The sequence below is a fragment of the Streptococcus sp. E29BA genome, from assembly GCF_041807805.1.
Taxonomy (GTDB): Bacteria; Bacillota; Bacilli; order Lactobacillales; family Streptococcaceae; genus Streptococcus; species Streptococcus entericus.
On the sequence record NZ_JBGTZA010000013.1, the window covers coordinates 19,376 to 40,793 of the forward strand.

Genomic DNA, 21,418 nt, shown 5'->3' on the forward strand with positions numbered 1-21,418 from the left:
TAGATGATAGTCCCTTCATTATAACATTTTATTTAAGACATGACCAAAAAAGACGTCGATTGAGACAATTATGCTATAATAGTCTGGTAACATCTGGAGGATACGATTATGGACTACAAACTTTTCACGGATTTCATCACCCTGCAAGCTCTACTGAAAGACACAGGTATCATTAAAAGTGGCGGTGCTATCAAGGCATTTTTAGCCGAAAACACCGTTCTGGTTAACGGTGAGGATGAGAAACGACGCGGCAAAAAACTCCGTATCGGTGATAAAATTGATCTTACTGATCTTGAACAGACTATTGTAATTGTCGCACCAACTGCTTTTGAAATAGCAGAGCACGAACTCGATATTGCAGAGAAAAAACGAATCGCAGAATTGGTAAAAAAAATGAATCAGGCAACTAAAAAGCAACAAGCTCGGCCGAAAAAGTCAGCTCAAAGCAAAAAACATTACCCTGAAAAAAATAAAAATACTGCTGTTAATCGTACGCAAACTTACCGCAAAGTTGACAACCCTGTCAAGCCAGCAGTGCGATTCCCTGGAGTAGACTTATGTGGCTTGAACGCATTGAGCTAACCAATTACCGCAATTACAAAGAACTATCGACTGATTTCTCTGCTAAACTTAACATCTTTATCGGTCAAAACGCTCAGGGTAAAACTAATGTGATAGAGGCTATCTATTTCTTAGCCTTGACCCGAAGCCATCGAATACGCTTTGATAAAGAACTAATTAACTTCGACGAAAAATCATTTACGATTAGCGGCCTAGTCCACCGCACCAGTGGTAAACTTCCACTTGACATTACCTTGACAGATAAAGGCAGAGTCTGTAAACTAAACCACCTCAAACAAAACAAGCTATCTGATTATATCGGCAAGATGACAGTTGTCCTCTTTGCGCCTGAAGATTTACAACTGATTAAAGGGTCGCCAAATTTAAGGCGTAAGTTTATGGATATTGACCTCGGTCAGATTAAGCCACTCTACTTGTCAGACCTATCAAACTATAATCATGTCCTTAAACAGCGAAACAGCTACCTCAAGTCAACAGATAAGGTTGACACTGTCTTTTTATCTGTTCTTGATGACCAATTAGCGGATTATGGTAGCCGTGTCATTCAACATAGACTTGACTTCGTTGACCAACTAACTATCGAAGCAGACAAAAACCACTACGCGATTTCAAATCAACTGGAACATATCAGTTTGACTTATCAGTCAAGTATCAAATTTACAGACTTGTCAACTTTAAAAGATAATTTTGTCAAGCAACTCGAAAGCAATCATCAACGAGATATCTTCAAACGTAATACCTCTATCGGTCCTCATCGGGACGACCTCACCTTTGCCATCAATGGCATCTCTGCTGACTTTTGTAGTCAAGGACAGCATCGCAGTTTGATTCTATCACTAAAAATGGCAGAAATTGAACTCTTCAAGCAACAGACAGGAGATTACCCGATTTTACTCCTTGACGATGTCATGAGTGAACTGGACAATAAGCGCCAAATGAAACTACTAGAAGGTATCAAAGAGAATGTTCAAACTTTCATCACTACAACCAGCCTTGACCATCTAAAAGGCTTGCCTGAGGATTTGAAAATTTTCCATGTGGAAAACGGCACGATAAAAACGGACTGAACATCGTCCGTTTTTTAATATTACATTGACAAATCTGTCAATCTATTAAGACTTAACAACACCTAACAAGATGGCACCGACCAAGAAACAAGCAATACCGATGTAAACCCAGCGCATTTCATTAGCGGTCTTTTTCTCACCGAGAAAGATAATACCACCGATAATCCCAATAATAGCCCCTAATTGTGAAAAGCTAAAGGAAATTGCCAAACCAGCTGTGGAAGCCGCAAAAAGCATGAAGATATTTCCCAAGCTCCATTGAAGACCAACCAAGGCATTTTTAAGCACAACAGGTTCAAAAGATAGCTTAAATCTCATAAAGGCAGCAGCTCCTAGTACCATACCGATTGACATTGGAAAAATAGCTGCCAACGGTTCAAAGTGCATGATATTATTGAACAAAACAGTATAAGCGACATAACCGGAGGTCGAATAAGCCAAGGCGATAAAGCCTTTTTTCATGTCGTAATTGACAGAAGTGTCAACTGACTTGTCAGGGTCAGTTTTACTAGAAAAATAGAACCCAACAACCAAACTAACTAGGGCTATGCTACCGAGAATAAACTGAATTGGCTTTGCCCATTCTCCAAAAACAAAGGCACCAATCAAGCTACCGACAACCAGTTGGCTACCACCTGACAAGGCGTTAGCCACTGACACTCCCATATACTGCATGGCGGAGAATTGACCGTTCTGACCCATTGCCCAGAGCAATCCACCTAAAATCCCAAAAATCCAGTAGTTAAGAGTTAGGTTCGGCTGAACAATCAGATAAGTCACTGTGGCAAATAGCAGAGCTCCCAAAGTCACACCAAAGGTCTGCTGATTAGCATTTCCCCCAATCTTGTTACTCGCTAAACCAAGACTCCCCCAAGCAATCATAGGGACTAGAGCATATAAAATTCCTTGCATGATACTCCTTTACACGATATTTACAACTCTGTCAACATTGTTGACAAGTTTGTAAACAATACAGTTAAGATAAAAAAGTAGGTCAAGAGAAGTCTTTTCCCACTCCTTTATTTATTTTACAAAAATGTTCGGTTTTTGTCAAGCCTCTTAGCAGCTGATGGAATAGTTTGGTGCTTCGTTGGTGATGTGAACATCGTGCGGATGGCTCTCAATCAGACCTGCTCCGCTCATTTCTACAAACTGTGCCTTATCATGCAGGTCTTGAATGGTCGCAGCACCCGTATAGCCCATACCAGCCTTGATACCACCAACCATCTGGAAGACGATATCCGCAGCAGCTCCTTTATAGGCGACACGTCCCTCAATCCCTTCTGGCACAAGCTTATTGGCTTCATTGACAGAACCTTGGAAATAGCGATCTCCTGAGCCTTTTTTCATGGCACCGAGGCTACCCATGCCACGGTAGGTCTTGAACTTGCGTCCTTGGAAAATCTCTGTTTCTCCTGGGGCTTCATCAGTTCCCGCCAGCATTGAACCAAGCATGACCGCATGACCACCAGCTGCTAAGGCTTTAACGATATCTCCAGAATACTTAATGCCTCCGTCAGCAATGAGGGTTTTGCCGTACTCACGCGCCACACCAGCCGCATCGTAAATGGCTGTAATCTGAGGCACACCAACACCTGCGACAACACGAGTGGTACAAATCGAACCCGGACCAATACCAACCTTAACCACATCAACCCCTGCATCATAAAGGGCACGAGCGCCTTCAGCTGTCGCAATATTACCTGCAATCAAGATTTTATCAGGGAAGGTCGCACGAATTTCAGCAATCTTGCGCAAGACACCTGCTGAATGTCCGTGTGCTGTATCAATGACAATCGCATCCGCTCCTGCCTCAAAAAGTGCAGTCGCTCGCTCAAAGGTATCAGATGTCACACCAACAGCTCCTGCAACCAAGAGACGACCGAACTGATCTTTAGCAGCATTTGGAAACTCGATAACCTTCTCGATATCTTTGATGGTGATGAGACCAGATAAACGACCGTCTCCATCCACTAGGGGGAGCTTTTCGATACGGTGTTCCTGGAGAATCTGCTCGGCTGTTTTCAAGTCAGTTCCAACAGGTGCAGTCACCAAATTCTTGCTGGTCATATGGTCTGAAATCGGCTGATTATAGTCAGAAATAAAACGCAAATCTCGATTGGTCAAAATGCCAACCAATTTACGGTTCTCCATGGTTTCAACCACAGGCACACCGCTGATGCGATAACGGCCCATTAACTCATTAGCCTCAGCAATCGTATGGTTTGGTGTCAAGAAAAACGGATCGATAATCACACCATTTTCAGAGCGTTTTACCTTGCGCACTTCCTCAGCTTGAGCCTCGATGGACATGTTTTTATGGACAACACCTAAACCACCCGCACGCGCCATCGCAATGGCCATTGCACTTTCGGTTACAGTATCCATCGCTGCGGTGATAATTGGGATATTCAAGGTCAAATTAGGCGCCAACTGGACACTCATATCTACTTCGTTAGGAAGCACATGACTCTCCGCTGGAATCAGGAGCACATCATCAAAAGTAAACCCTTTTTTCAAAAATTTTGTCTGCCAATTTGACATTAACATAACCTCTTTCTGTGTTTATTGTTACTATCATATCACGCTAAAATCATTTGTCAACCGCTAAGGCAAAGTTTTGATAAATGTTTCGGAATATGCTATCATAAGAGATGAAAAGGAGGGTTTACCATGAAAAAACAGTTGCTTTCTTTAGTAGTTATCCTCATATTAGCCATTCTAAGGCCTTATCTGCTAAAGATACCTGTCTTAGGTCCTCTCTATGGTTTTCTTGAGTTTTTAACCATCGCCCTGATTATCGGCTATATCCTCTACCACATCGGGCTGCACATTTACCTTTGGGTTAAGGTGAGAAAGAAGGACTAGCATGACTAAAAAAGATTGGATAACCTTGCAACTAAGGTTCTCCCGCTAGCCATTAGTGGAGCTATTATCAAGCACTTCGGCTGGTCAGGCTTTGCTATTTTTGTCCTATCCTACATGACTCTCCTTTGGCTGATGATTAACAAGATGAAGCCTTAATCGTTAAGTATTTTTTAGGGAAATAGCAGAGCTGGCAGGTTTCATCTGAGATGACTGGTTGATACTACAGTCCTTATCAGCTATTATCAAAAAAGAAACCATAGCCACCAGCAAGAACGGAAGGTGACTTTTTTACCAGACAAGCTCGGTTTTTACTAACTTAGAGTTCCCAAATCTGACTATAGCGGACCTTATCAGACTCTTCAACATGATGAGCAATTTCAATTATGGTCACATCCATATCAAAAAGCAATTGGCGAATACTCCTAGCAACTTCTCTATCTAAAGACGCTGAAAATTCATCAATCAAAATTAGCGAATATTTGCCTACCAAAGCTCGAGCCAATATGACTCGGGCTTTTTCCCCTCCCGATAGTAGACAACCGTCTGTTCCAACAACAGTATGGCAGTCCTTATCTCCTAAACCAACTTTATCCAACACATTGCTAACCTCGTCTTGAGGAATATCTCGTCCCAAGGTGACATTGAAGCCAATCGTGTCATCAAATAAAATCACATCCTGTGGCACATAGCCAATACTAGAATAGAGATCTGCTCTTGGAATCGTTTCAAGAAGGTGACCATTTATCATAATCTGCCCAGATAAAAGATGATGCTGACGAAACAATACTTTAAATAAAGTTGATTTACCTGAACCTGATTTACCTGTCAATAACACTTTATCGTTAGGTCTAAGGGATCTCGTCAATTCATAAAGCGGATTATCATAACCAATTGTTGCTGTCACAAAATCTAATGATTCAACAGCAAAACCAGCTCCCTTGCTACTATCTAATTCAAAGCTATCTTCAAAAAAAGTCGTCACTTTCTCCAAAATTGGTCTTGTTGATTTGATAGCACTCCACTGTCCCATTGCACGTTCAAGTGGAGCAATCACGCGATCAGAAGCTAGAAAAACAGCTAAAAGGGAACCCGCTGATAATTTTCCCTGTACAGCAAAATAACCACCTATCCCAAACGGAAGCAGAAGGCAGACACCTACCGTCAATCCCAGATAGAAGTTCATCACTACAGGTGCTAATTTTTTATCAAAATTTGCCTTCTCTGAACGTATCAACTGAGACATCAACCGATGAAAAAAATAAGACATTTGACGAGAGTGTTTTATAACACTAATTCCCTTAAACGATTCAGTAAAATCTTTGATGAACTTTTTATTTTCATTTGACCAGATATCAACTGCCCTTTGTAATTGTATTTCAAATAATTTTGGGAAAACAATGGGAAAAATAGCGAATACCATAAAAATGATAGCTAATTCCCAATTGATCATAAAAATATATACCGCTGAAACAGTTGAAAAACTAAGTGAATAAATTAGTTGATTCCAAGCTTGCAGATAATTCTCTTCCAGTAAACTCAAATCATTGAACATCATATTTTGAACAACATCATAACTTTCTTTTTCACTAAAAGACTGTTGAAATATAGCATTTTTTGCTGTCTGTAAAAAAAATTGACTAAGTTTGGCTTTATAATAGTCAAAACAGAAAGAAAATAGTTGATTGACTGAAAAAGCAACTACTCCAAAAATAATACCTGTAATCAATAAGTTTAAATCTGATTTCTGAACAGCATCAGTCACACTAGATATAATAACAGGAACAACTAAAGTTCCCATACCATTCAAAATAGCAAACATTAGGGACAATAAAAAATATCTCTTACTGATAAATTGACGCAAAACCATTAATAAATTTCCCCTTCAAATAATTTAGTTTCCTCATCAAGATTGATAAAATGACTAACTGTTAAAACGCCATCATTTTTATAATTCATGTAACGTTTCATTACTAATAAAATCCCTGATGTTCCTGATACTAAATCAGCAGACAATTTGAACAATTGTTCCCCTAAGAAAAGTCCTTGTTCATCATCAAAATATAAAGACATACTATCTATTAACTTTTCAATTTTATATAATATTTTATTTTTCAAATTACTATCTTTAATAACAAATAGACAATCCAATAAAAAATCAACTATACCAGCCATACCTCTCATATAAGTAACAAATGATGTCAATTCAAACAAAGAAGCGCTTATAATATTTATTAATTGAGTATAATAAAATTCTTTCTTTGTCGTTTGATAAAGCCTTAAACAAGTATAACCTACACCAGCAATGCCATCATATAAATATGGAGAAAAAACTTTAAAAGAAGAATTAATACCTTTGATATATTTATAGAAAATTTTATAAAAGCGATAATTCTGAACACTTATGAAAGTGCTCAGCAAATTCGAATAAAATTTCTACGCTTTTATTAAAACATTAGAATCGTATTAGCATCTGAAACTGTTATTTAATGACATCTATCAGCTGCCTCACTTATTTATTCGTTATCACTTCTAAAAAAAAAAAAAAAAAAAAAAAAAAAACAGTTTAACATCAAAAATTTTTTAATTTTTAATCAAGCACAACATCAAGCAGGAAAACAAATGATTTCCTACTTGATGTTATGTTTTCTTTAAAAATAATTAATCCCCATAGCAGCTTTGACCTCTGACAAGGTTTGAGCCGCTGCTTGACGGGCTTTTTCACTGCCCATTTCCAGCATGCGGTAAACCTCGCCCATATCCTTGGCAAATTCCAAGCGGCGTTCGCGAATGGGCGCCAGCTCACGCTCCATGATGTCAAGGAGATAGCGTTTGGTCTTGACATCGCCAAGTCCGCCACGCTGGTAGTGCTCTTTCATGGCTGCAATCTCTGCCTTATCCTCCTCATGGCCAAAGACATCAAGGTAATGGAAGACCATATTGCCCTCAATCTTTCCTGGGTCTTCGATACGGATATGGTTGGGATCGGTGTACATGGACATGACTTTTTTCTTTACCGTATCAGCATCGTCTGCCAGATAGATACCATTATTGAGGGATTTGGACATTTTAGCATTGCCATCAAGGCCTGGCAGGCGACCTGCTGCTTCATTGTCAGGGTACATGCCTTCTGGCTCGACCAGCACTTCGCAGTTGTAGGTGTGGTTAAAGCTACGGACAATCTCACGGGTTTGCTCAATCATAGGCTTTTGGTCAGTGCCAACAGGAACGAGATTGGCTTTAAAGGCTGTGATGTCTGCCGCTTGGGCAATGGGGTAGACAAAGAAGCCCGTCGGAATGCTCTCTCCAAACCCTTTTTGAGCAATCTCTGTCTTAACAGTTGGATTGCGCTCCAAACGACCAAGAGAGACGAAGTTCATGTAGTACATAGTCAGCTCGGCCAGCTCTGGAATCTGGCTCTGGATAAAAATGGTTGACTTCTCTGGGTCAAGACCGGCTGCCAAGTAATCCAGGGCAACGTTCCCAATAGATTCCACGATGGTCTGTGGTTCCTTGGCATGGTCCGTCAGCGCCTGCTGGTCGGCCAGAAAGACAAAGAGGTCGTGCTTGCCTTCATTTTGCAACAAGACACGGTTTTTCAGCGAGCCAACATAGTGCCCAATATGCAATTTTCCAGTAGGACGGTCTCCCGTCAAAATAATGGGTTTAGTCATGATGTTCTCCTTTACAGTTGATTGACAGGCTTGTCAACCTGATTAAAATAGTCTTCTTTGGTCAGTCGGTAATGAATCACGGTGACAATGCGGTCAGGGTCATTTTCGTCTCGTTTGGCATAGGGTTCCTCGTGACTAAACTGCATCCCGATTTTTGCCATAACTCGACCTGAAGCAGGGTTTTCCTGATCATGACGAGCAATCAGGCAGTTCATGCCAAGATCTTCAAAAAACAAGTTAAGAAAGGCTTGAGCCGCCTCTGTCATGTACCCCTGATTCCAAAAGGCTTTGTTCAGTGTGTAGCCAAACTCTGCTCGTCCGACAGCTTCAACCAAGTGGTGCATGTCTAAGGTTCCGATAAACTGCCCTGTCTCCTTGAGTTCAATTCCCCAGCGACCAAGTGGGCTGGCTAAATAGATTGACGCAATAATATGTTTGGTTTCATCTAAGGATTGGTTCGGCATGAAAGACCAACATTGTCAGGATCACAAGCGTAAGCAAACATCTCTTCGGCATCTGCTAGGGTCACTGGACGAAGCAAGAGACGTTCTGTTTCTAAAACCTGATGTTCAGCTAACAATTGATAGATGTTTTTCATCCTAAACTCCCTTCAAACAAAAAATCCCCACGCTAAAAAACTAGCGTGAGGGCATCTGGGTTGACACGGTACCACCTCTACTTGACAGCGTATTGACAACTCTGTCATCTCTATTGACACGATAAGGAGTGCACCCGATGCTTATGGATTTGCATTCTCTGTATGGTTTTCACCCATCAGCCCATTTCACAAGCTCTGCCATTGGCTCACAGCACCGCCAACTCTCTAGAGACAGTATTCTTATTACTCTATCTGATAGGCTTATTTTAGCTAATTTTATGGTGCTTGTCAAGGTGATAAAATCATTCGCACCCTTGACGATTAACCTCTTATCAGTCATAATAGAATTATCAACGTTTCACGTGAAACTATAGATAAGGAGAAAAACATGGTAAAAAAAATAAAAGACTATGCCCTAGTAACCATTGGTTGCTTCATTGCTGCTGTTGGTATAAATGGGTTTATGGCTGGAAATAACATCGTTTCTGGTGGTATCGGAGGACTCTCCTTGAGTTTACAAGCCATGTTTGGTTGGGAAGCTGGAACAGTTGCGCTCGCTATCAATATTCCGTTACTTGTGCTCTGCTATTTCTTTTTAGGAAAATCGACCTTTATCTCGACACTCTATGGTTCTTTTGTTTTTCCAATTTTTATCAATCTGACTGCTAAAATGCCTAGCTTGACGCAAAATCAGCTTTTAGGAGCTGTTTTCGGTGCTATTATCCTTGGAGTTGGTATGGGATTAGTCTTTATGGGCAATTCCTCAACAGGGGGGACCAGTATTCCCATCTGGATATTGCACAAATACACACCCTTATCTCTGGGTGTAGCTATGACAATTGTCGATGGTATTGTTGTTTTAACCGGTCTCATCGCTTTTAAAAATATTGACACTGTCCTCTATTCTATTATTGCCCTACTGATTATAGGCTATGTCGTCAATCTAATGATAGCAGGATTCCAGTCATCGAAAAATATCATGATTATTTCAGAAAAATCAGCCATAATCAAGGAAAAAGTGGCGGAAGCAGCCAACCGTGGTGTCACTGAAATTCCTATTTTTGGTGGCTATACAGGTCGTGAAAAACGTATGCTGATGATTACTGTTTTAACAGTCGAAGTGCCGACCATTGAACACCTTGCCCAAAAAATTGACCCTGCAGCTTTTATCATTATCATGCCTGCTACTCAAGTCATGGGACGCGGCTTCAGTCTACACAAATCTTTTGAAATTAGTGAAGAAGATGTCCTGCCACCAGTTTAGATTAACAGAAGGTTTACAGAATTTGATGCCTCTGTAAACCTGTTTTTTTACCCTAAGGGTTACCAAAACCTTTTGATCGAATATAGTGTTTGGTATAGTTAGTTCAATACTATAGAATAAAAGAGCTATTATAGTGGTGGAAGCGGAATGAGTATAACCGATGACACTGCCACTTTATCAGTAAAGTAAGTCTGAACGTTTACATCACATGTTTCTTTTTATTTAAGATTGACAACAGCTTGACAGAGTTGACGATCTTTACTGGTCTGTCAACTTTTTTTTAGTTTTTTCAAGTTCCTTCTTATAGTGCTTGTAGAGACTATGTCCAGTCAACAAGTTGATCAGGACAATCGCTATGACGATGGCATAAAATTTCCAAGGCTGGTAAAAACCGTTGAGGATGTCATTTCTAAACACAAAAATTAGACTGACCTCTGATAGTACCACGTAAAGGAAGATACCAACTAAGTTGATAAAAAATGATTTTGAATCTTTTTTTCTATCCATAACTGTTTCTGCTTTCTTTTTTGATAAATATATTGTATAATATAATTATAAAAAAATCAAATAAAAGGAGGTGGTCGTTATGAGACGATTACTCAAATCTACTGCTACTAGCTTCCTAGCACTGACACTATTCTCCACTTTTTTACCAAGCGTCGCTGTGGTCGCAGATGAACTAACTGAAGAACCTAGAATGACACAAACTAGTTCTATCAATATTGATGACATAAAAATTGTAGAAATCAATAAACAAACCGTACAAGTCCATTACCCGAATGGGACAATTGAAACAGTAGAACTTCGTTTAGATGGTGTTTATTTAAACGGTGAATTTTTTTCCACCTATACGAACACTAATGTCACTTCTTTCAGGTCATACGATGCTAATAGATGGAACCACGTTAAGACCGTTTACGGTAATAAACTTGCTAACAGCTTTTCTAATAGTATTGCTGATTTAGGTATAGGCTATTTGATTGGTAAACTAGGCGCTGCGATAGGACCCTACGGTTGGTTAGTAGGGGCAGCTTACACAGCAATTAACCTCTATGGTGCTTGGCAAGATTCACGTGCTCCATATCCTTACTATATTTCAGATATTTACCTTCACCTTGGAAACAGACAATGGAAAATTGTTACACGCTATTATAGAAATTCAAACTACACAGGATATGCTAGCACTGAGACAAATTTCTATAATTTCTAATCGTACCTTGTGTTTCATCAAAAGAACTTGACAAGATTGACAATCCTGTCAAGTTCTTTTTTGCCAAAATCCTCTTTCTGCTCTGCTATTTCCCTTGAAAAAACAGCGACTTTATCGTAAAATAAAGGGGATTATAGAAAAAATGAGGTAATACGTTTGTTAACAGTTTCTGATGTGTCGCTTCGCTTTAGCGACCGAAAACTTTTTGACGATGTCAACATTAAATTCACTGAGGGCAACACCTATGGTCTGATTGGTGCTAATGGTGCTGGTAAGTCAACGTTCTTGAAAATCCTGGCTGGCGATATTGAGCCAACAACTGGTCACGTGTCACTAGGTCCAAATGAGCGTCTCTCTGTCCTGCGTCAAAATCACTTTGACTATGAGGACGAGCGTGTCATTGACGTGGTTATCATGGGCAATGATGAGCTTTACAGCATTATGAAAGAAAAAGACGCCATCTACATGAAAGAAAATTTTTCTGAGGAAGATGGTGTCCGTGCGGCTGAGCTAGAGGGTGCTTTTGCCGAGCTTGGGGGTTGGGAAGCAGAGAGCGAAGCATCTCAATTGCTCCAAAACCTCAATATCTCTGAGGACCTCCACTACCAAAATATGAGCGAACTTGCTAACGGCGATAAGGTCAAGGTGCTCCTTGCCAAAGCCCTCTTTGGTAAGCCTGATGTACTCCTCTTAGACGAGCCAACCAACGGTCTGGACATCCAGTCCATCACTTGGTTGGAGAACTTCTTGATTGATTTTGACAATACCGTTATCGTGGTGTCTCACGACCGTCACTTCCTAAACAAGGTCTGCACCCACATGGCTGACTTGGACTTCGGTAAAATCAAGATTTTCGTTGGTAACTACGACTTCTGGAAAGAATCTTCTGAATTGGCTGCTCGCCTGCAAGCTGACCGCAATGCTAAGGCAGAAGAGAAAATCAAGCAACTCCAAGAATTTGTTGCTCGTTTCTCAGCGAACGCTTCTAAATCTAAACAAGCCACCTCTCGTAAGAAGATGTTGGATAAGATTGAGCTGGAAGAAATTGTCCCGTCCAGCCGTAAATACCCCTTTGTCAACTTCAAGTCTGAACGCGAGATTGGTAACGACCTCTTGACCGTTGAAAACCTGAAAGTAACCATCGACGGTGAGGTTATCTTGGACAATATCAGTTTTATCCTACGTCCGGGCGATAAGACTGCTCTTATCGGGCAAAATGATATTCAAACAACTGCTCTCATCCGTGCCTTGATGGGAGAAATTGATTACGAGGGAACAATCAAGTGGGGCGTGACTACCTCTCGCAGCTACCTGCCAAAAGACAACACCAAAGACTTCGCTGGCAGCGAGTCTATCCTTGACTGGCTCCGCCAATTTGCCAACAAGGAAGAGGATGATAACACCTTCTTGCGTGGTTTCTTAGGCCGCATGCTCTTCTCAGGTGATGAGCCTCTCAAGCCTGTCAACGTCTTGTCAGGGGGCGAAAAAGTGCGTGTTATGCTATCCAAACTCATGCTCCTCAAGTCTAATGTTCTCATCCTTGATGACCCAACCAACCACTTGGATTTGGAATCTATTTCGGCTCTCAACGACGGTCTCAAAGCATTCAAAGAATCCATTATCTTTGCCAGCCATGACCATGAGTTTATCCAGACACTCGCTAACCACATCTTGGTCATTTCTAAAAATGGGGTGATTGATCGTATTGACGAGACTTATGATGAATTCCTTGAAAATGCTGAAGTGCAAGCCAAGGTTAAGGCTCTTTGGGCACAATAATCTATGGAGAGTTGGGTAACCAGCTCTCTTTCTTAAAAATAATCCATGAAACAAAAATATTTCTTTTTTCTTGCTAGCTTTTTTATTCCCTTGACAATACTGTCAATTAGTTTGTCAATCCAAAATATCTGGTGGGGAAGCGATACCACTATCCTAGCCAGTGACGGTTTTCATCAGTATGCCATTTTTGCAACAACACTGAGAAATATCCTGCACGGTCAAGATAGTCTTTTCTACAGCTTTACAAGTGGTTTAGGGCTTAATTTTTATGCGTTAATGAGCTATTATTTAGGTAGTTTCTTGTCTCCTTTGGTTTACTTTTTTGAGGTCAAGTTGATGCCTGATGCGCTCTACTTATTTACACTTCTCAAAGTAGGTTTGATAGGTTTATCAACCTTTACAAGTCTGTCAACTATTTATAAAAAAGCCAATCATTGGTTACTTATCAGTCTATCAACATCATTTGCCTTGATGAGTTTTAGCATAAGCCAAATTGAAATCAACATGTGGCTGGATGTCTTTATCCTAGTTCCTTTGATTATACTTGGTTTGCATCGGTTGATTCATCAGCAAAGTTACTGGTTGTACGTCACTGCTTTAACCACACTCTTTATCCAAAATTACTACTTTGGGTACATGACAGCCATTTTTATCAGTTTATGGTTTTTGGTTCAGTTGACAGATACTGTCAAGCACCGCTTGCGCTCAATCATTGATTTTATCATTTGTTCTGTTTTATCTGGTTTAATCAGTGCCGTCATGCTCCTTCCAACCTATCTGGATTTGAGAACACATGGTGAAACCTTGACAAAGTTGTCAAACATCTTGACAGAAAAATCTTGGTATCTGGATTTATTTGCTAAAAATTTTGTCGGTAGCTATGATACCACTAAATTCGGATCTATTCCGATGATTTATGTTGGCTTGTTGCCCCTGATTCTCGCTCTGCTATTTTTCACAATAAAATCTATCAAATGGCCCGTTAAACTCGCCTATGCACTGCTTTTGATGACAATTATAGCTAGCTTTTATTTGGAGCCACTGGACTTGTTCTGGCAGGGGATGCATGCGCCAAATATGTTTCTTCATCGCTACTCATGGGTCTTTTCCATTAGCATTATTTATCTAGCTGGGAAAACTTTAGAGCATCTTGAAAAGGTCAAATGGGCACACCTTATCACCGTATTTGCTTTTCTACTGGTTGGTTTTTCAGCAACAGTCTACTTCCGCTCCCACTACCCTTTTTTACACATTGAGCAATTTGGGATAACAGCCTTGTTCCTGTTGGCTTATCTCATTATATTTGTCAGTTTTCACGCTAAACAAATCCCATATAAACTTTACATTATCTTGACAATTTTCTTTACAGTTTTTGAAATAAGTGTCAACAGTTACTATCAGTTAAACGCTTTAAGCCAAGAATGGCATTTTCCATCACGTGATAGCTATGAGAGACAGTTGTCAGATATTGACAACCTTGTCAAGTCTGCAAAGGATAAGCATGCAACTTTCTTTCGCATGGAAAGGTTGCTACCACAAACAGGTAATGATAGCATGAAGTTTGGTTATAACGGGATTTCTCAATTTTCATCTGTTCGTAACCGTCAATCTAGCCAATTATTGGATAAATTTGGTTTCCGATCTGACGGCACAAATCTCAATCTGCGTTACCAAAACAATACCTTAATTGCTGACAGTCTGTTCAACATCACTTTCAATCTGCATCATAACCCCCTTAATAAATATGGCTTTGAGTTTGGAAACCAAATTGGTGAGATGTTTCTTTATGAAAATCGTAATGCTAGCCAATTAGCTATTCTGACTAAGGAACCATTTACTGATTTTGACCTTACTGTCAATACACTTGACAACCAAACCAAGCTACTCAATCAGTTATCAGGTCTTAATCATACGTATTTTTATAAATTGTCAAGCTTTACAGATAACCTAACAGATGTTGACAAGCAACTTGTCACAACTGTCAAAAAAGACGATGGTTCATCTAGTGCTAATTTTAGCATTGAGGTCACCTCAAATAGTCAAGTTTATCTGAGTTTGCCTCATACCACCTCGTCAAATCCAGATAATAAAGAAACAAAAATTCTTATCAATGGGCAGTTGATGAGTTTTACCCGTGACAATGCTTTTTCATTATTTGATTTAGGGTATTATGCCTCTGCTCAAAACCTTGAGATTGAGCTGATTTTTCCTGAGACAACTGATGTCAGCTTCCATAAACCCAATATCTATGCTCTGGATACCTTAGCTTATCAGCAAGCGATCGATCAGGTCAATAGCCGAGCAGTGAATGTGACATCTGCCGGCAATCAAGTCTCGATTACCTATGATAGCCCGGCTGACGCCTCGCTTTTGGTCACCCTCCCCTATGATAAGGGATGGACAGCTAAACAAGATGGGCAACCACTTCCTGTCAAATCTGCTAACGGTGGTTTAATCCTCCTAGATGCCAAAAAAGGGCATGGAGAAATTGTATTGACCTTTGTCCCAAATGGGCTAAAAGCAGCAACTATACTCTCCAGCATCGGAATAATTTCTTTTGTTTTATTTTATTCTCATCGAAAACGGCAACTCATCAAGCAATCAAATGTCCAAAATTGCCACCATCAAATGTGATGAAACTTGCTATTTATTTTAGAAATGATATAATGGAAGTAGAAAAGAGCTGAGCGGGAACTCAGCTCAACGCAGAACCGTTTAAGACGGTGGCTCGTATTTCAGATATAACCCGTCCTACTCGCTCAAAAGTAGGGACGGGTTATTTCTTTTTGTCTAAAAAATAGTAACTTTTTTGATTTACTATTTCTACGTTAATATCTATAAAAATGATTTTACTAACTTCCTAACTTTTCATTTTTCAAATATAAGCATCTCATATTTGAAAAATGAAAAAAACGTTGATTTTTCAACGTTTCTATGTACTTTATACTCCGCCAACAGGGCTTGAACCTGTGACATCATGATTAACAGTCATGCGCTCTACCAACTGAGCTATGGCGGATAGAACACTCCGTACGGGATTCGAACCCGTGTTACCGCCGTGAAAAGGCGNTAGAACACTCCGTACGGGATTCGAACCCGTGTTACCGCCGTGAAAAGGCGGTGTCTTAACCCCTTGACCAACGGAGCGTGTCGTTTAATACTTTATCAGTTTAGCAGATATTTTTTGTTTTGTCTAGTCTACTGCTCAACTTTTTTGAACTTTTTAGCCGTTGACAACTAGAGAAGGTTTTTGGTAAAATGGTTCTGTTATGGTTCCATAGCTCAGCTGGATAGAGCATTCGCCTTCTAAGCGAACGGTCGCAGGTTCGAATCCTGCTGGAATCAGAGTTAAACAGCTAAGGTTTTCCTTGGCTGTTTTATTTTTCCTGACGAATAACTTTATGAATAACCAACAGAGGAGGAAACAGTAAAAATAAATCGAATTCCTCCAAAAAGGCAGACAGGTAATGGGAAAGGATAATGCCAAGAATAAAGCTGATTAACACAGCACATCTTTGCATACCTTGTTTGATTTTCACCTGATTGCCCGATAAAAAGCCTTCTGACAAAAGATAAGCACCTGCCTTAACATTTCCCGTCATCATGACATTGGCATACTGGATAGATCCGATTCGCTTAAACACTTCAACTTGAAATGATGAAAAAAGGGCTAGCATCGATATGGTGATATCACTATCGACCATTGGATCGCTAACAGCTGCGAGAAATAGCAGAGCCATCATCACGCGTATCGCTAACAAATGGTAAGGACAACCAGCTGATAACGCCCAGTCTTTCATCACATAAATCAGCAATTGCCCTATACCAAATACCAAGATAGGCAAACAATAAGACCAGGCCTCAAGCCATTTGAATTCAGCTAAACGAAGACCAAGAAAAATTAAATTTCCTGTCTGAGCACCTGCAAAACGCCCACCTTGAGTGTTGTAAGTATAAGCATTGATAAACCCGCTGATAGCAGCCATGGTAAAGGCTACCCAAAAGGCATCAAACACACGATGTTTCCTCACACTATTCTCCTATTTGTGATAAGGGCTACCTTCAGCAATCATAAAAGCACGGTAAATTTGTTCGATAAGGACTAACCTCATCAGCTGATGTGGCAGTGTCAAGTGACCAAAACTCAAGTTAACATTAGCTCGCTTTTTTATAGCATCAGAAAGCCCTAAACTCCCTCCAATGACAAAGGTCAAGGTGGAATAACCTGCCGTCATCTTTTCCTGAATAAGCTGGCTAAAATCCTCTGACGACAGCTGTTTCCCCTCAATAGCTAGAACAACGACAAAATCACGGTCACCAATCTTACCTAAAATACGTTCTGCTTCTTTCGTCATAATCTGTTGATTTTCAAGAAAGCTAGCGCGGTCAGGTGTTTTTTCGTCAGCAACTTCAATCAAATCAACCTTAGCAAAACGGCCAAGACGCTTTTTATATTCTGCAATACCATCTTTGAGATAGTGCTCTTTTAATTTTCCAACACTGATTAATTTGATGTTCATAATAGTATTATACCACAAAATATTGTTGTTATTCACAAGGTTTTCCACAGACTGTGGAAACTTTATTTTTTAACTGTTTTAAGATATAATTAAGTCAAGGGGATTATATTATCCACAACATCAAAAGGAGAATAAACTATGACATCTAAGTTTTTTAAACGATTAATTATCTTAGTGCTGATGGTTTTATCAGGAATCATCGGCGGGCTATCAACCTACGCCCTAATCGGCTATTTACCTAATCATAACATTATCTCGCAAACAACGACCACCACAAATAGTAGTGAAAGTAAGGTAACCATTAACCAGACAGAAGTCAAAACAGCCACCACTGAAGCGGTCAAAACAATCCAAGATGCTGTTGTTTCTGTGGTTAACTACCAAACACAAGTTAGCCAAGAGGATTTATACAGTCGGATTTTTGGCAATAGCAGTGCCACAACTCAATCTGGAGAATTGGCCGTTCACAGTGAAGGGTCCGGAGCTATCTACAAAAAAGATGGAAAATTTGCCTACGTGGTGACAAACAACCATGTGGTTGAAGGGGCTGAAAAACTCGAAATTATCCTCTCAAACGGCACTCGACTGGAGGGAGAATTGGTCGGAGCTGATACTTATTCCGATTTAGCCGTCATCAAAATCTCATCTGACACCATCCAAACTGTCGCACAGTTTGCGGACTCTTCCACACTTACCCTGGGAGAACCTGCTATCGCTATCGGTAGTCCACTTGGCAGTGAATATGCCAATTCTGTCACAGAAGGCATCATTTCAGGATTGAGCCGAACAGTGACCTCAACCAACAATAAAGGACAGACCGTATCAATCAATGCCATCCAAACAGATGCCGCTATTAACCAAGGTAACTCTGGTGGTCCTCTTGTGAACATCAAAGGACAGATTATCGGGATTAACTCGGTCAAAATCACCTCATCACGCACCAACGTTGCTGTCGAAGGTATGGGCTTTGCCATTCCATCAAATGACGTTGTGTCCATTATCAGCCAACTTGAAACCAACGGTCAGGTCATTCGACCAGTTATCGGGATTACTATGGCAAATCTCACCGACGTCGCTGCCAATCTCTACGGTCAGTTGAATCTTCCAAACGACGTTACAAGTGGCATTGTCGTTGCTAGCGCTCAAGAAGGCATGCCTGCAGAGGGCAAACTTGAACCTTATGATGTCATCACAGCCATCAACGATGAGCCGATTCATTCTATCAGTGACCTTCAGAGCGTTCTTTATAAAAATAAACTCGGTGATACAATTACTGTAACCTTCTATCGAAAAAATGAAAAGAAAACAGTCAACATCACCTTGACAAAAACAACTCAAGATCTCTCTTCAACGCAATAATTGACAAGATTAAAAACTCACTTTACAATAAAGTAAAGTGAGTTTTATCATAGAAAGCAGGTCATATGGCAGAGCAACTGGTCAATCTTCCTATCAATAGCATTTCAAAAAATCCCTATCAACCACGCTTGAACTTTTCAGAACAAGAATTGGAAGAACTAGCCCAATCCATCAGAGAAAATGGCTTAATTCAGCCTATTATTGTCCGAAAATCACCTCTTGTTGGCTATGAATTGATTGCTGGTGAACGTCGTTTTAGGGCCTGCCAGTTAGCTAGGTTAACGCATATTCAAGCTATTGTGAAAGAGCTAACTGATGAAGAAAGCATGAAGCAAGCTATCATTGAAAATCTTCAGCGCTATGATCTTAATCCCATAGAAGAAGCCCTGTCCTATCAGCAATTGATTGATAAACTAGGTGTTACCCATGACGAGATTGCTAACACGTTAGGAAAATCTCGTCCTTATGTCTCAAATAGCCTGAGACTGCTTAACTTAACGGAACAGGCAAAAAAAGCTCTCATCACTAAGCGTATCAGCTCTGGGCATGCTAGACTGCTACTAAGCCTCCCTAAACAAAACCAAAATAATTGGCTTGAGGCGACCATTGCAAAGGATTGGACCGTGCGCCAACTCGAAAGGCAATTAAAAACAAGACCTGTTAAAGCATCAAAAAAATCAGATCGTTTTATCAAAGAACAAGAAATGCTTTTAAAACAACAACTGGGATTAAATTGTCAGTTCACTCTCAATCAAGCAGGCAAAGGCCATCTCAAAATTGAATTTTCTTCTTTTGATGATATCGACAATTTTATCAACAGGTTGACGATTGCTGTTGATAAGTAAATCTTAAAAACAGCCTTTTTCCACAAGTCATTCATCTTAAATAACCAGCTTATCAAATGAATTCACAACTTTTCCACATCTTGTGGAAAAGTTGTTTTAACAATGTGGAAGGAAACTAATATACTTGTGGAAAACTTTATTAAAATATGCTAAAATAGAAGAACAAGCAACCAAGGAGACACTAATGACTGAACAAGAACATCTCTTTTGGAATAAGATACTAGACTTATCAAAAAAAGAATTCACTGAAAAAACCTTTGAATATTTTATACTTGATTCTAAATTGATAAAGGTTCAGGATAAGACTGCCCAAATTCTTGTCCCAAAAGTCAAACAAAATTTCTGGCAAACCAATATTGAATCAATTATTTTAACAGCTGGTTTTGAGGTTTATGATGATGAAATTAAGATTAACTACCTCACTGATGAGGACATCACAAACGATGAGTTTAGACAGGTTAGCTTAGCTCAACCAACAGTTGTTGAGGAGGTCTATCACTCACCTCAACAAGCCAATCTCAATCCAAAATACCGCTTTAATAATTTCATCCAAGGAAAAGGCAGTGCTTGGGCTTTTGCGGCTGCTCTAGCTGTTTCCAGTAACCCAGGAACAGTTTATAACCCCCTCTTTATCTGGGGCGGTCCTGGACTTGGAAAAACACACCTTCTGAATGCCATCGGCAATCAGGTATCGGAAGACAACCCGAGAGCAAAGGTGAAATACATCACCACTGAAGATTTTGTCAATGAATTTGTCAACCACATCAAATTATCCAGCATGGAAGAATTGAAAAATCAATTTCGAGAGCTGGATGTCCTTCTCATCGATGATATTCAATCCTTGGCCAAAAAAACAGGGACGCAGGAAGAATTTTTTAATACCTTCAATGCCCTTCACGCTAATAACAAGCAAATTGTGCTGACCAGTGACCGTGCGCCTGACCAGCTAAATGACTTGGAAGAACGTCTTGTGACGCGCTTCAGTTGGGGGTTAACACAGGACATTACACCTCCTGACTACGAAACACGTGTGGCTATCCTCCTTGATAAAATACAAGATTATGCCTTTGATTTCCCGACAGAAGCTATTGAATATCTCGCTAATCAATTTGATTCTAACGTGCGTGAGCTAGAAGGGGCTTTAAAAAATATTAGCCTTGTGGCTAATGCTAAAGGTGCAACAATCATTACCGTAGATTTGATTGCTGAGGCTCTTCGTGCCATTAAGCCGGACAAAATCAAAAAAACAGTCATCGCTATTGGTGATATTCAAGAACAAGTTGGGAAATTCTATGACATTGCTGTTAAAGATATAAAAGGAACTAAACGACAACAAAATATTGTCTTAGCTCGTCAAATTGCCATTTATCTGACCCGTGTCATGACAGACTACAGCTTACCAAAAATCGGAAAAGAATTCGGTGGACGAGACCATTCAACAGTCCTACATTCCTATAATAAAATCAAAGACATGATTGAACAAGATGTCAATCTGGAAATCGAAATCAATACCATCAAAAGTAAACTGACCTAGGCTGTGTAAAACTTTCTTTCTAAGTTACCCTTTTTCCACAAGTTATCCACAGTGCTTTTGCTTAGTTAATTCAATAAATAATTGTCTTTTCCCCATTATCAACAAGACCTACTACTATTAC

General features: G+C 40.0%; 19 protein-coding genes, 3 tRNA genes and 1 pseudogene. 12 read left to right on the forward strand and 11 right to left on the reverse strand.

The genetic code is table 11. The annotated features are described in order from the left end of the window. Positions 1–108: 108 nt before the first annotated feature. Together yaaA and recF are read left to right on the forward strand one after the other, a co-directional pair. Positions 109–582, forward strand: coding sequence for a S4 domain-containing protein YaaA (gene yaaA / locus ACERC8_RS04455; protein WP_373658693.1), 474 nt, complete (start codon positions 109–111; stop codon positions 580–582). Beyond that, complete coding sequence (gene recF, locus ACERC8_RS04460; protein WP_373658694.1) at positions 558–1,649, forward strand: DNA replication/repair protein RecF; 1,092 nt, start codon at positions 558–560, stop codon at positions 1,647–1,649. Before yaaA ends, recF begins: the two co-directional genes overlap by 25 nt. Positions 1,650–1,694: 45 nt before the next feature. Here recF and ACERC8_RS04465 read toward each other — a convergent pair whose 3' ends face one another. Together ACERC8_RS04465 and guaB are read right to left on the reverse strand one after the other, a co-directional pair. Continuing rightward, entirely contained in the window at positions 1,695–2,561 is an 867-nt protein-coding gene (locus tag ACERC8_RS04465) for a GRP family sugar transporter (protein ID WP_373658695.1), read from the reverse strand. 147 nt (positions 2,562–2,708) lie between these two features. Further along, positions 2,709–4,193 (reverse strand): IMP dehydrogenase, encoded by a 1,485-nt coding sequence (gene guaB / locus ACERC8_RS04470; RefSeq protein ID WP_373658696.1) that lies wholly within the window; start codon positions 4,191–4,193, stop codon positions 2,709–2,711. Positions 4,194–4,322: 129 nt separating this feature from the next. Here guaB and ACERC8_RS04475 point away from each other — a divergent pair, with 129 nt between their 5' ends. Together ACERC8_RS04475 and ACERC8_RS04480 are read left to right on the forward strand one after the other, a co-directional pair. Beyond that, entirely contained in the window at positions 4,323–4,517 is a 195-nt protein-coding gene (locus ACERC8_RS04475) for a hypothetical protein (RefSeq protein WP_373658697.1), read from the forward strand. Positions 4,518–4,532: 15 nt separating this feature from the next. Next, positions 4,533–4,673, forward strand: a complete 141-nt coding sequence (locus ACERC8_RS04480; RefSeq protein WP_373658698.1) for a hypothetical protein — start codon at positions 4,533–4,535, stop codon at positions 4,671–4,673. A gap of 160 nt (positions 4,674–4,833) precedes the next feature. Here ACERC8_RS04480 and ACERC8_RS04485 read toward each other — a convergent pair whose 3' ends face one another. From ACERC8_RS04485 to ACERC8_RS04500, 4 genes and pseudogenes are all read right to left on the reverse strand, one after another. Beyond that, on the reverse strand, positions 4,834–6,384 hold the full coding sequence (locus tag ACERC8_RS04485) for an ATP-binding cassette domain-containing protein (protein WP_373658699.1): 1,551 nt from the start codon (positions 6,382–6,384) through the stop codon (positions 4,834–4,836). Further along, positions 6,384–6,935: a lanthionine synthetase LanC family protein gene (locus ACERC8_RS04490; protein WP_373658700.1), complete on the reverse strand. Its 552-nt coding sequence runs from the start codon at positions 6,933–6,935 to the stop codon at positions 6,384–6,386. The genes ACERC8_RS04485 and ACERC8_RS04490 overlap by 1 nt, the downstream gene beginning before the upstream one ends. A 230-nt stretch (positions 6,936–7,165) precedes the next feature. Next, positions 7,166–8,188: a tryptophan--tRNA ligase gene (trpS, locus tag ACERC8_RS04495; protein ID WP_373658701.1), complete on the reverse strand. Its 1,023-nt coding sequence runs from the start codon at positions 8,186–8,188 to the stop codon at positions 7,166–7,168. Positions 8,189–8,199: 11 nt separating this feature from the next. Then, a pseudogene (locus ACERC8_RS04500) lies at positions 8,200–8,786 on the reverse strand (GNAT family N-acetyltransferase). Between the two features lie 388 nt (positions 8,787–9,174). On the opposite strand from ACERC8_RS04500, the gene ACERC8_RS04505 reads away from it, so the two are divergent. Continuing rightward, entirely contained in the window at positions 9,175–10,050 is an 876-nt protein-coding gene (locus ACERC8_RS04505) for a YitT family protein (RefSeq protein WP_373658702.1), read from the forward strand. 258 nt (positions 10,051–10,308) lie between these two features. Here ACERC8_RS04505 and ACERC8_RS04510 read toward each other — a convergent pair whose 3' ends face one another. Beyond that, positions 10,309–10,557, reverse strand: a complete 249-nt coding sequence (locus ACERC8_RS04510; RefSeq protein ID WP_373658703.1) for a hypothetical protein — start codon at positions 10,555–10,557, stop codon at positions 10,309–10,311. 79 nt (positions 10,558–10,636) lie between these two features. Between ACERC8_RS04510 and ACERC8_RS04515 the strand changes: the two genes are divergently transcribed. The 3 genes from ACERC8_RS04515 (at position 10,637) to ACERC8_RS04525 (ending at position 15,673) form a co-directional block, all read left to right on the forward strand. Then, positions 10,637–11,260 carry a hypothetical protein gene (locus ACERC8_RS04515; RefSeq protein WP_373658704.1) on the forward strand — a complete coding sequence of 208 codons (624 nt, stop codon included), beginning with the start codon at positions 10,637–10,639 and terminating at the stop codon, positions 11,258–11,260. Between the two features lie 156 nt (positions 11,261–11,416). Next, positions 11,417–13,039 (forward strand): ABC-F family ATP-binding cassette domain-containing protein, encoded by a 1,623-nt coding sequence (locus tag ACERC8_RS04520; protein ID WP_373658705.1) that lies wholly within the window; start codon positions 11,417–11,419, stop codon positions 13,037–13,039. Between the two features lie 45 nt (positions 13,040–13,084). Further along, positions 13,085–15,673, forward strand: a complete 2,589-nt coding sequence (locus tag ACERC8_RS04525) for a YfhO family protein (protein ID WP_373658706.1) — start codon at positions 13,085–13,087, stop codon at positions 15,671–15,673. A 312-nt stretch (positions 15,674–15,985) separates the two neighbouring features. Here ACERC8_RS04525 and ACERC8_RS04530 read toward each other — a convergent pair. Both ACERC8_RS04530 and ACERC8_RS04535 read right to left on the reverse strand, forming a co-directional pair. Beyond that, positions 15,986–16,058 (reverse strand) — tRNA-Asn (locus tag ACERC8_RS04530). A 56-nt stretch (positions 16,059–16,114) separates the two neighbouring features. Then, positions 16,115–16,186, reverse strand: a tRNA-Glu gene (locus ACERC8_RS04535). Between the two features lie 124 nt (positions 16,187–16,310). Here ACERC8_RS04535 and ACERC8_RS04540 point away from each other — a divergent pair. Further along, positions 16,311–16,384 (forward strand) — tRNA-Arg (locus ACERC8_RS04540). 32 nt (positions 16,385–16,416) lie between these two features. On the opposite strand, the gene ACERC8_RS04545 is transcribed toward ACERC8_RS04540, so the two are convergent. Then, the gene (locus ACERC8_RS04545; RefSeq protein ID WP_373658707.1) at positions 16,417–17,070 is read right to left on the reverse strand and encodes a YoaK family protein; all 654 of its coding nucleotides are present in this window, start codon (positions 17,068–17,070) and stop codon (positions 16,417–16,419) included. 9 nt (positions 17,071–17,079) lie between these two features. Continuing rightward, positions 17,080–17,559: a 23S rRNA (pseudouridine(1915)-N(3))-methyltransferase RlmH gene (rlmH, locus tag ACERC8_RS04550; RefSeq protein WP_026216570.1), complete on the reverse strand. Its 480-nt coding sequence runs from the start codon at positions 17,557–17,559 to the stop codon at positions 17,080–17,082. Positions 17,560–17,697: 138 nt separating this feature from the next. Here rlmH and ACERC8_RS04555 point away from each other — a divergent pair, with 138 nt between their 5' ends. The 3 genes from ACERC8_RS04555 to dnaA all read left to right on the forward strand — a co-directional run bounded on the left by ACERC8_RS04555 (position 17,698) and on the right by dnaA (position 21,297). Beyond that, the gene (locus tag ACERC8_RS04555; protein WP_373658708.1) at positions 17,698–18,918 is read left to right on the forward strand and encodes a S1C family serine protease; all 1,221 of its coding nucleotides are present in this window, start codon (positions 17,698–17,700) and stop codon (positions 18,916–18,918) included. Between the two features lie 65 nt (positions 18,919–18,983). Further along, positions 18,984–19,763, forward strand: a complete 780-nt coding sequence (locus tag ACERC8_RS04560) for a ParB/RepB/Spo0J family partition protein (protein WP_373658709.1) — start codon at positions 18,984–18,986, stop codon at positions 19,761–19,763. 184 nt (positions 19,764–19,947) lie between these two features. Further along, entirely contained in the window at positions 19,948–21,297 is a 1,350-nt protein-coding gene (gene dnaA, locus ACERC8_RS04565; protein ID WP_373658710.1) for a chromosomal replication initiator protein DnaA, read from the forward strand. Positions 21,298–21,418: the final 121 nt, after the last annotated feature.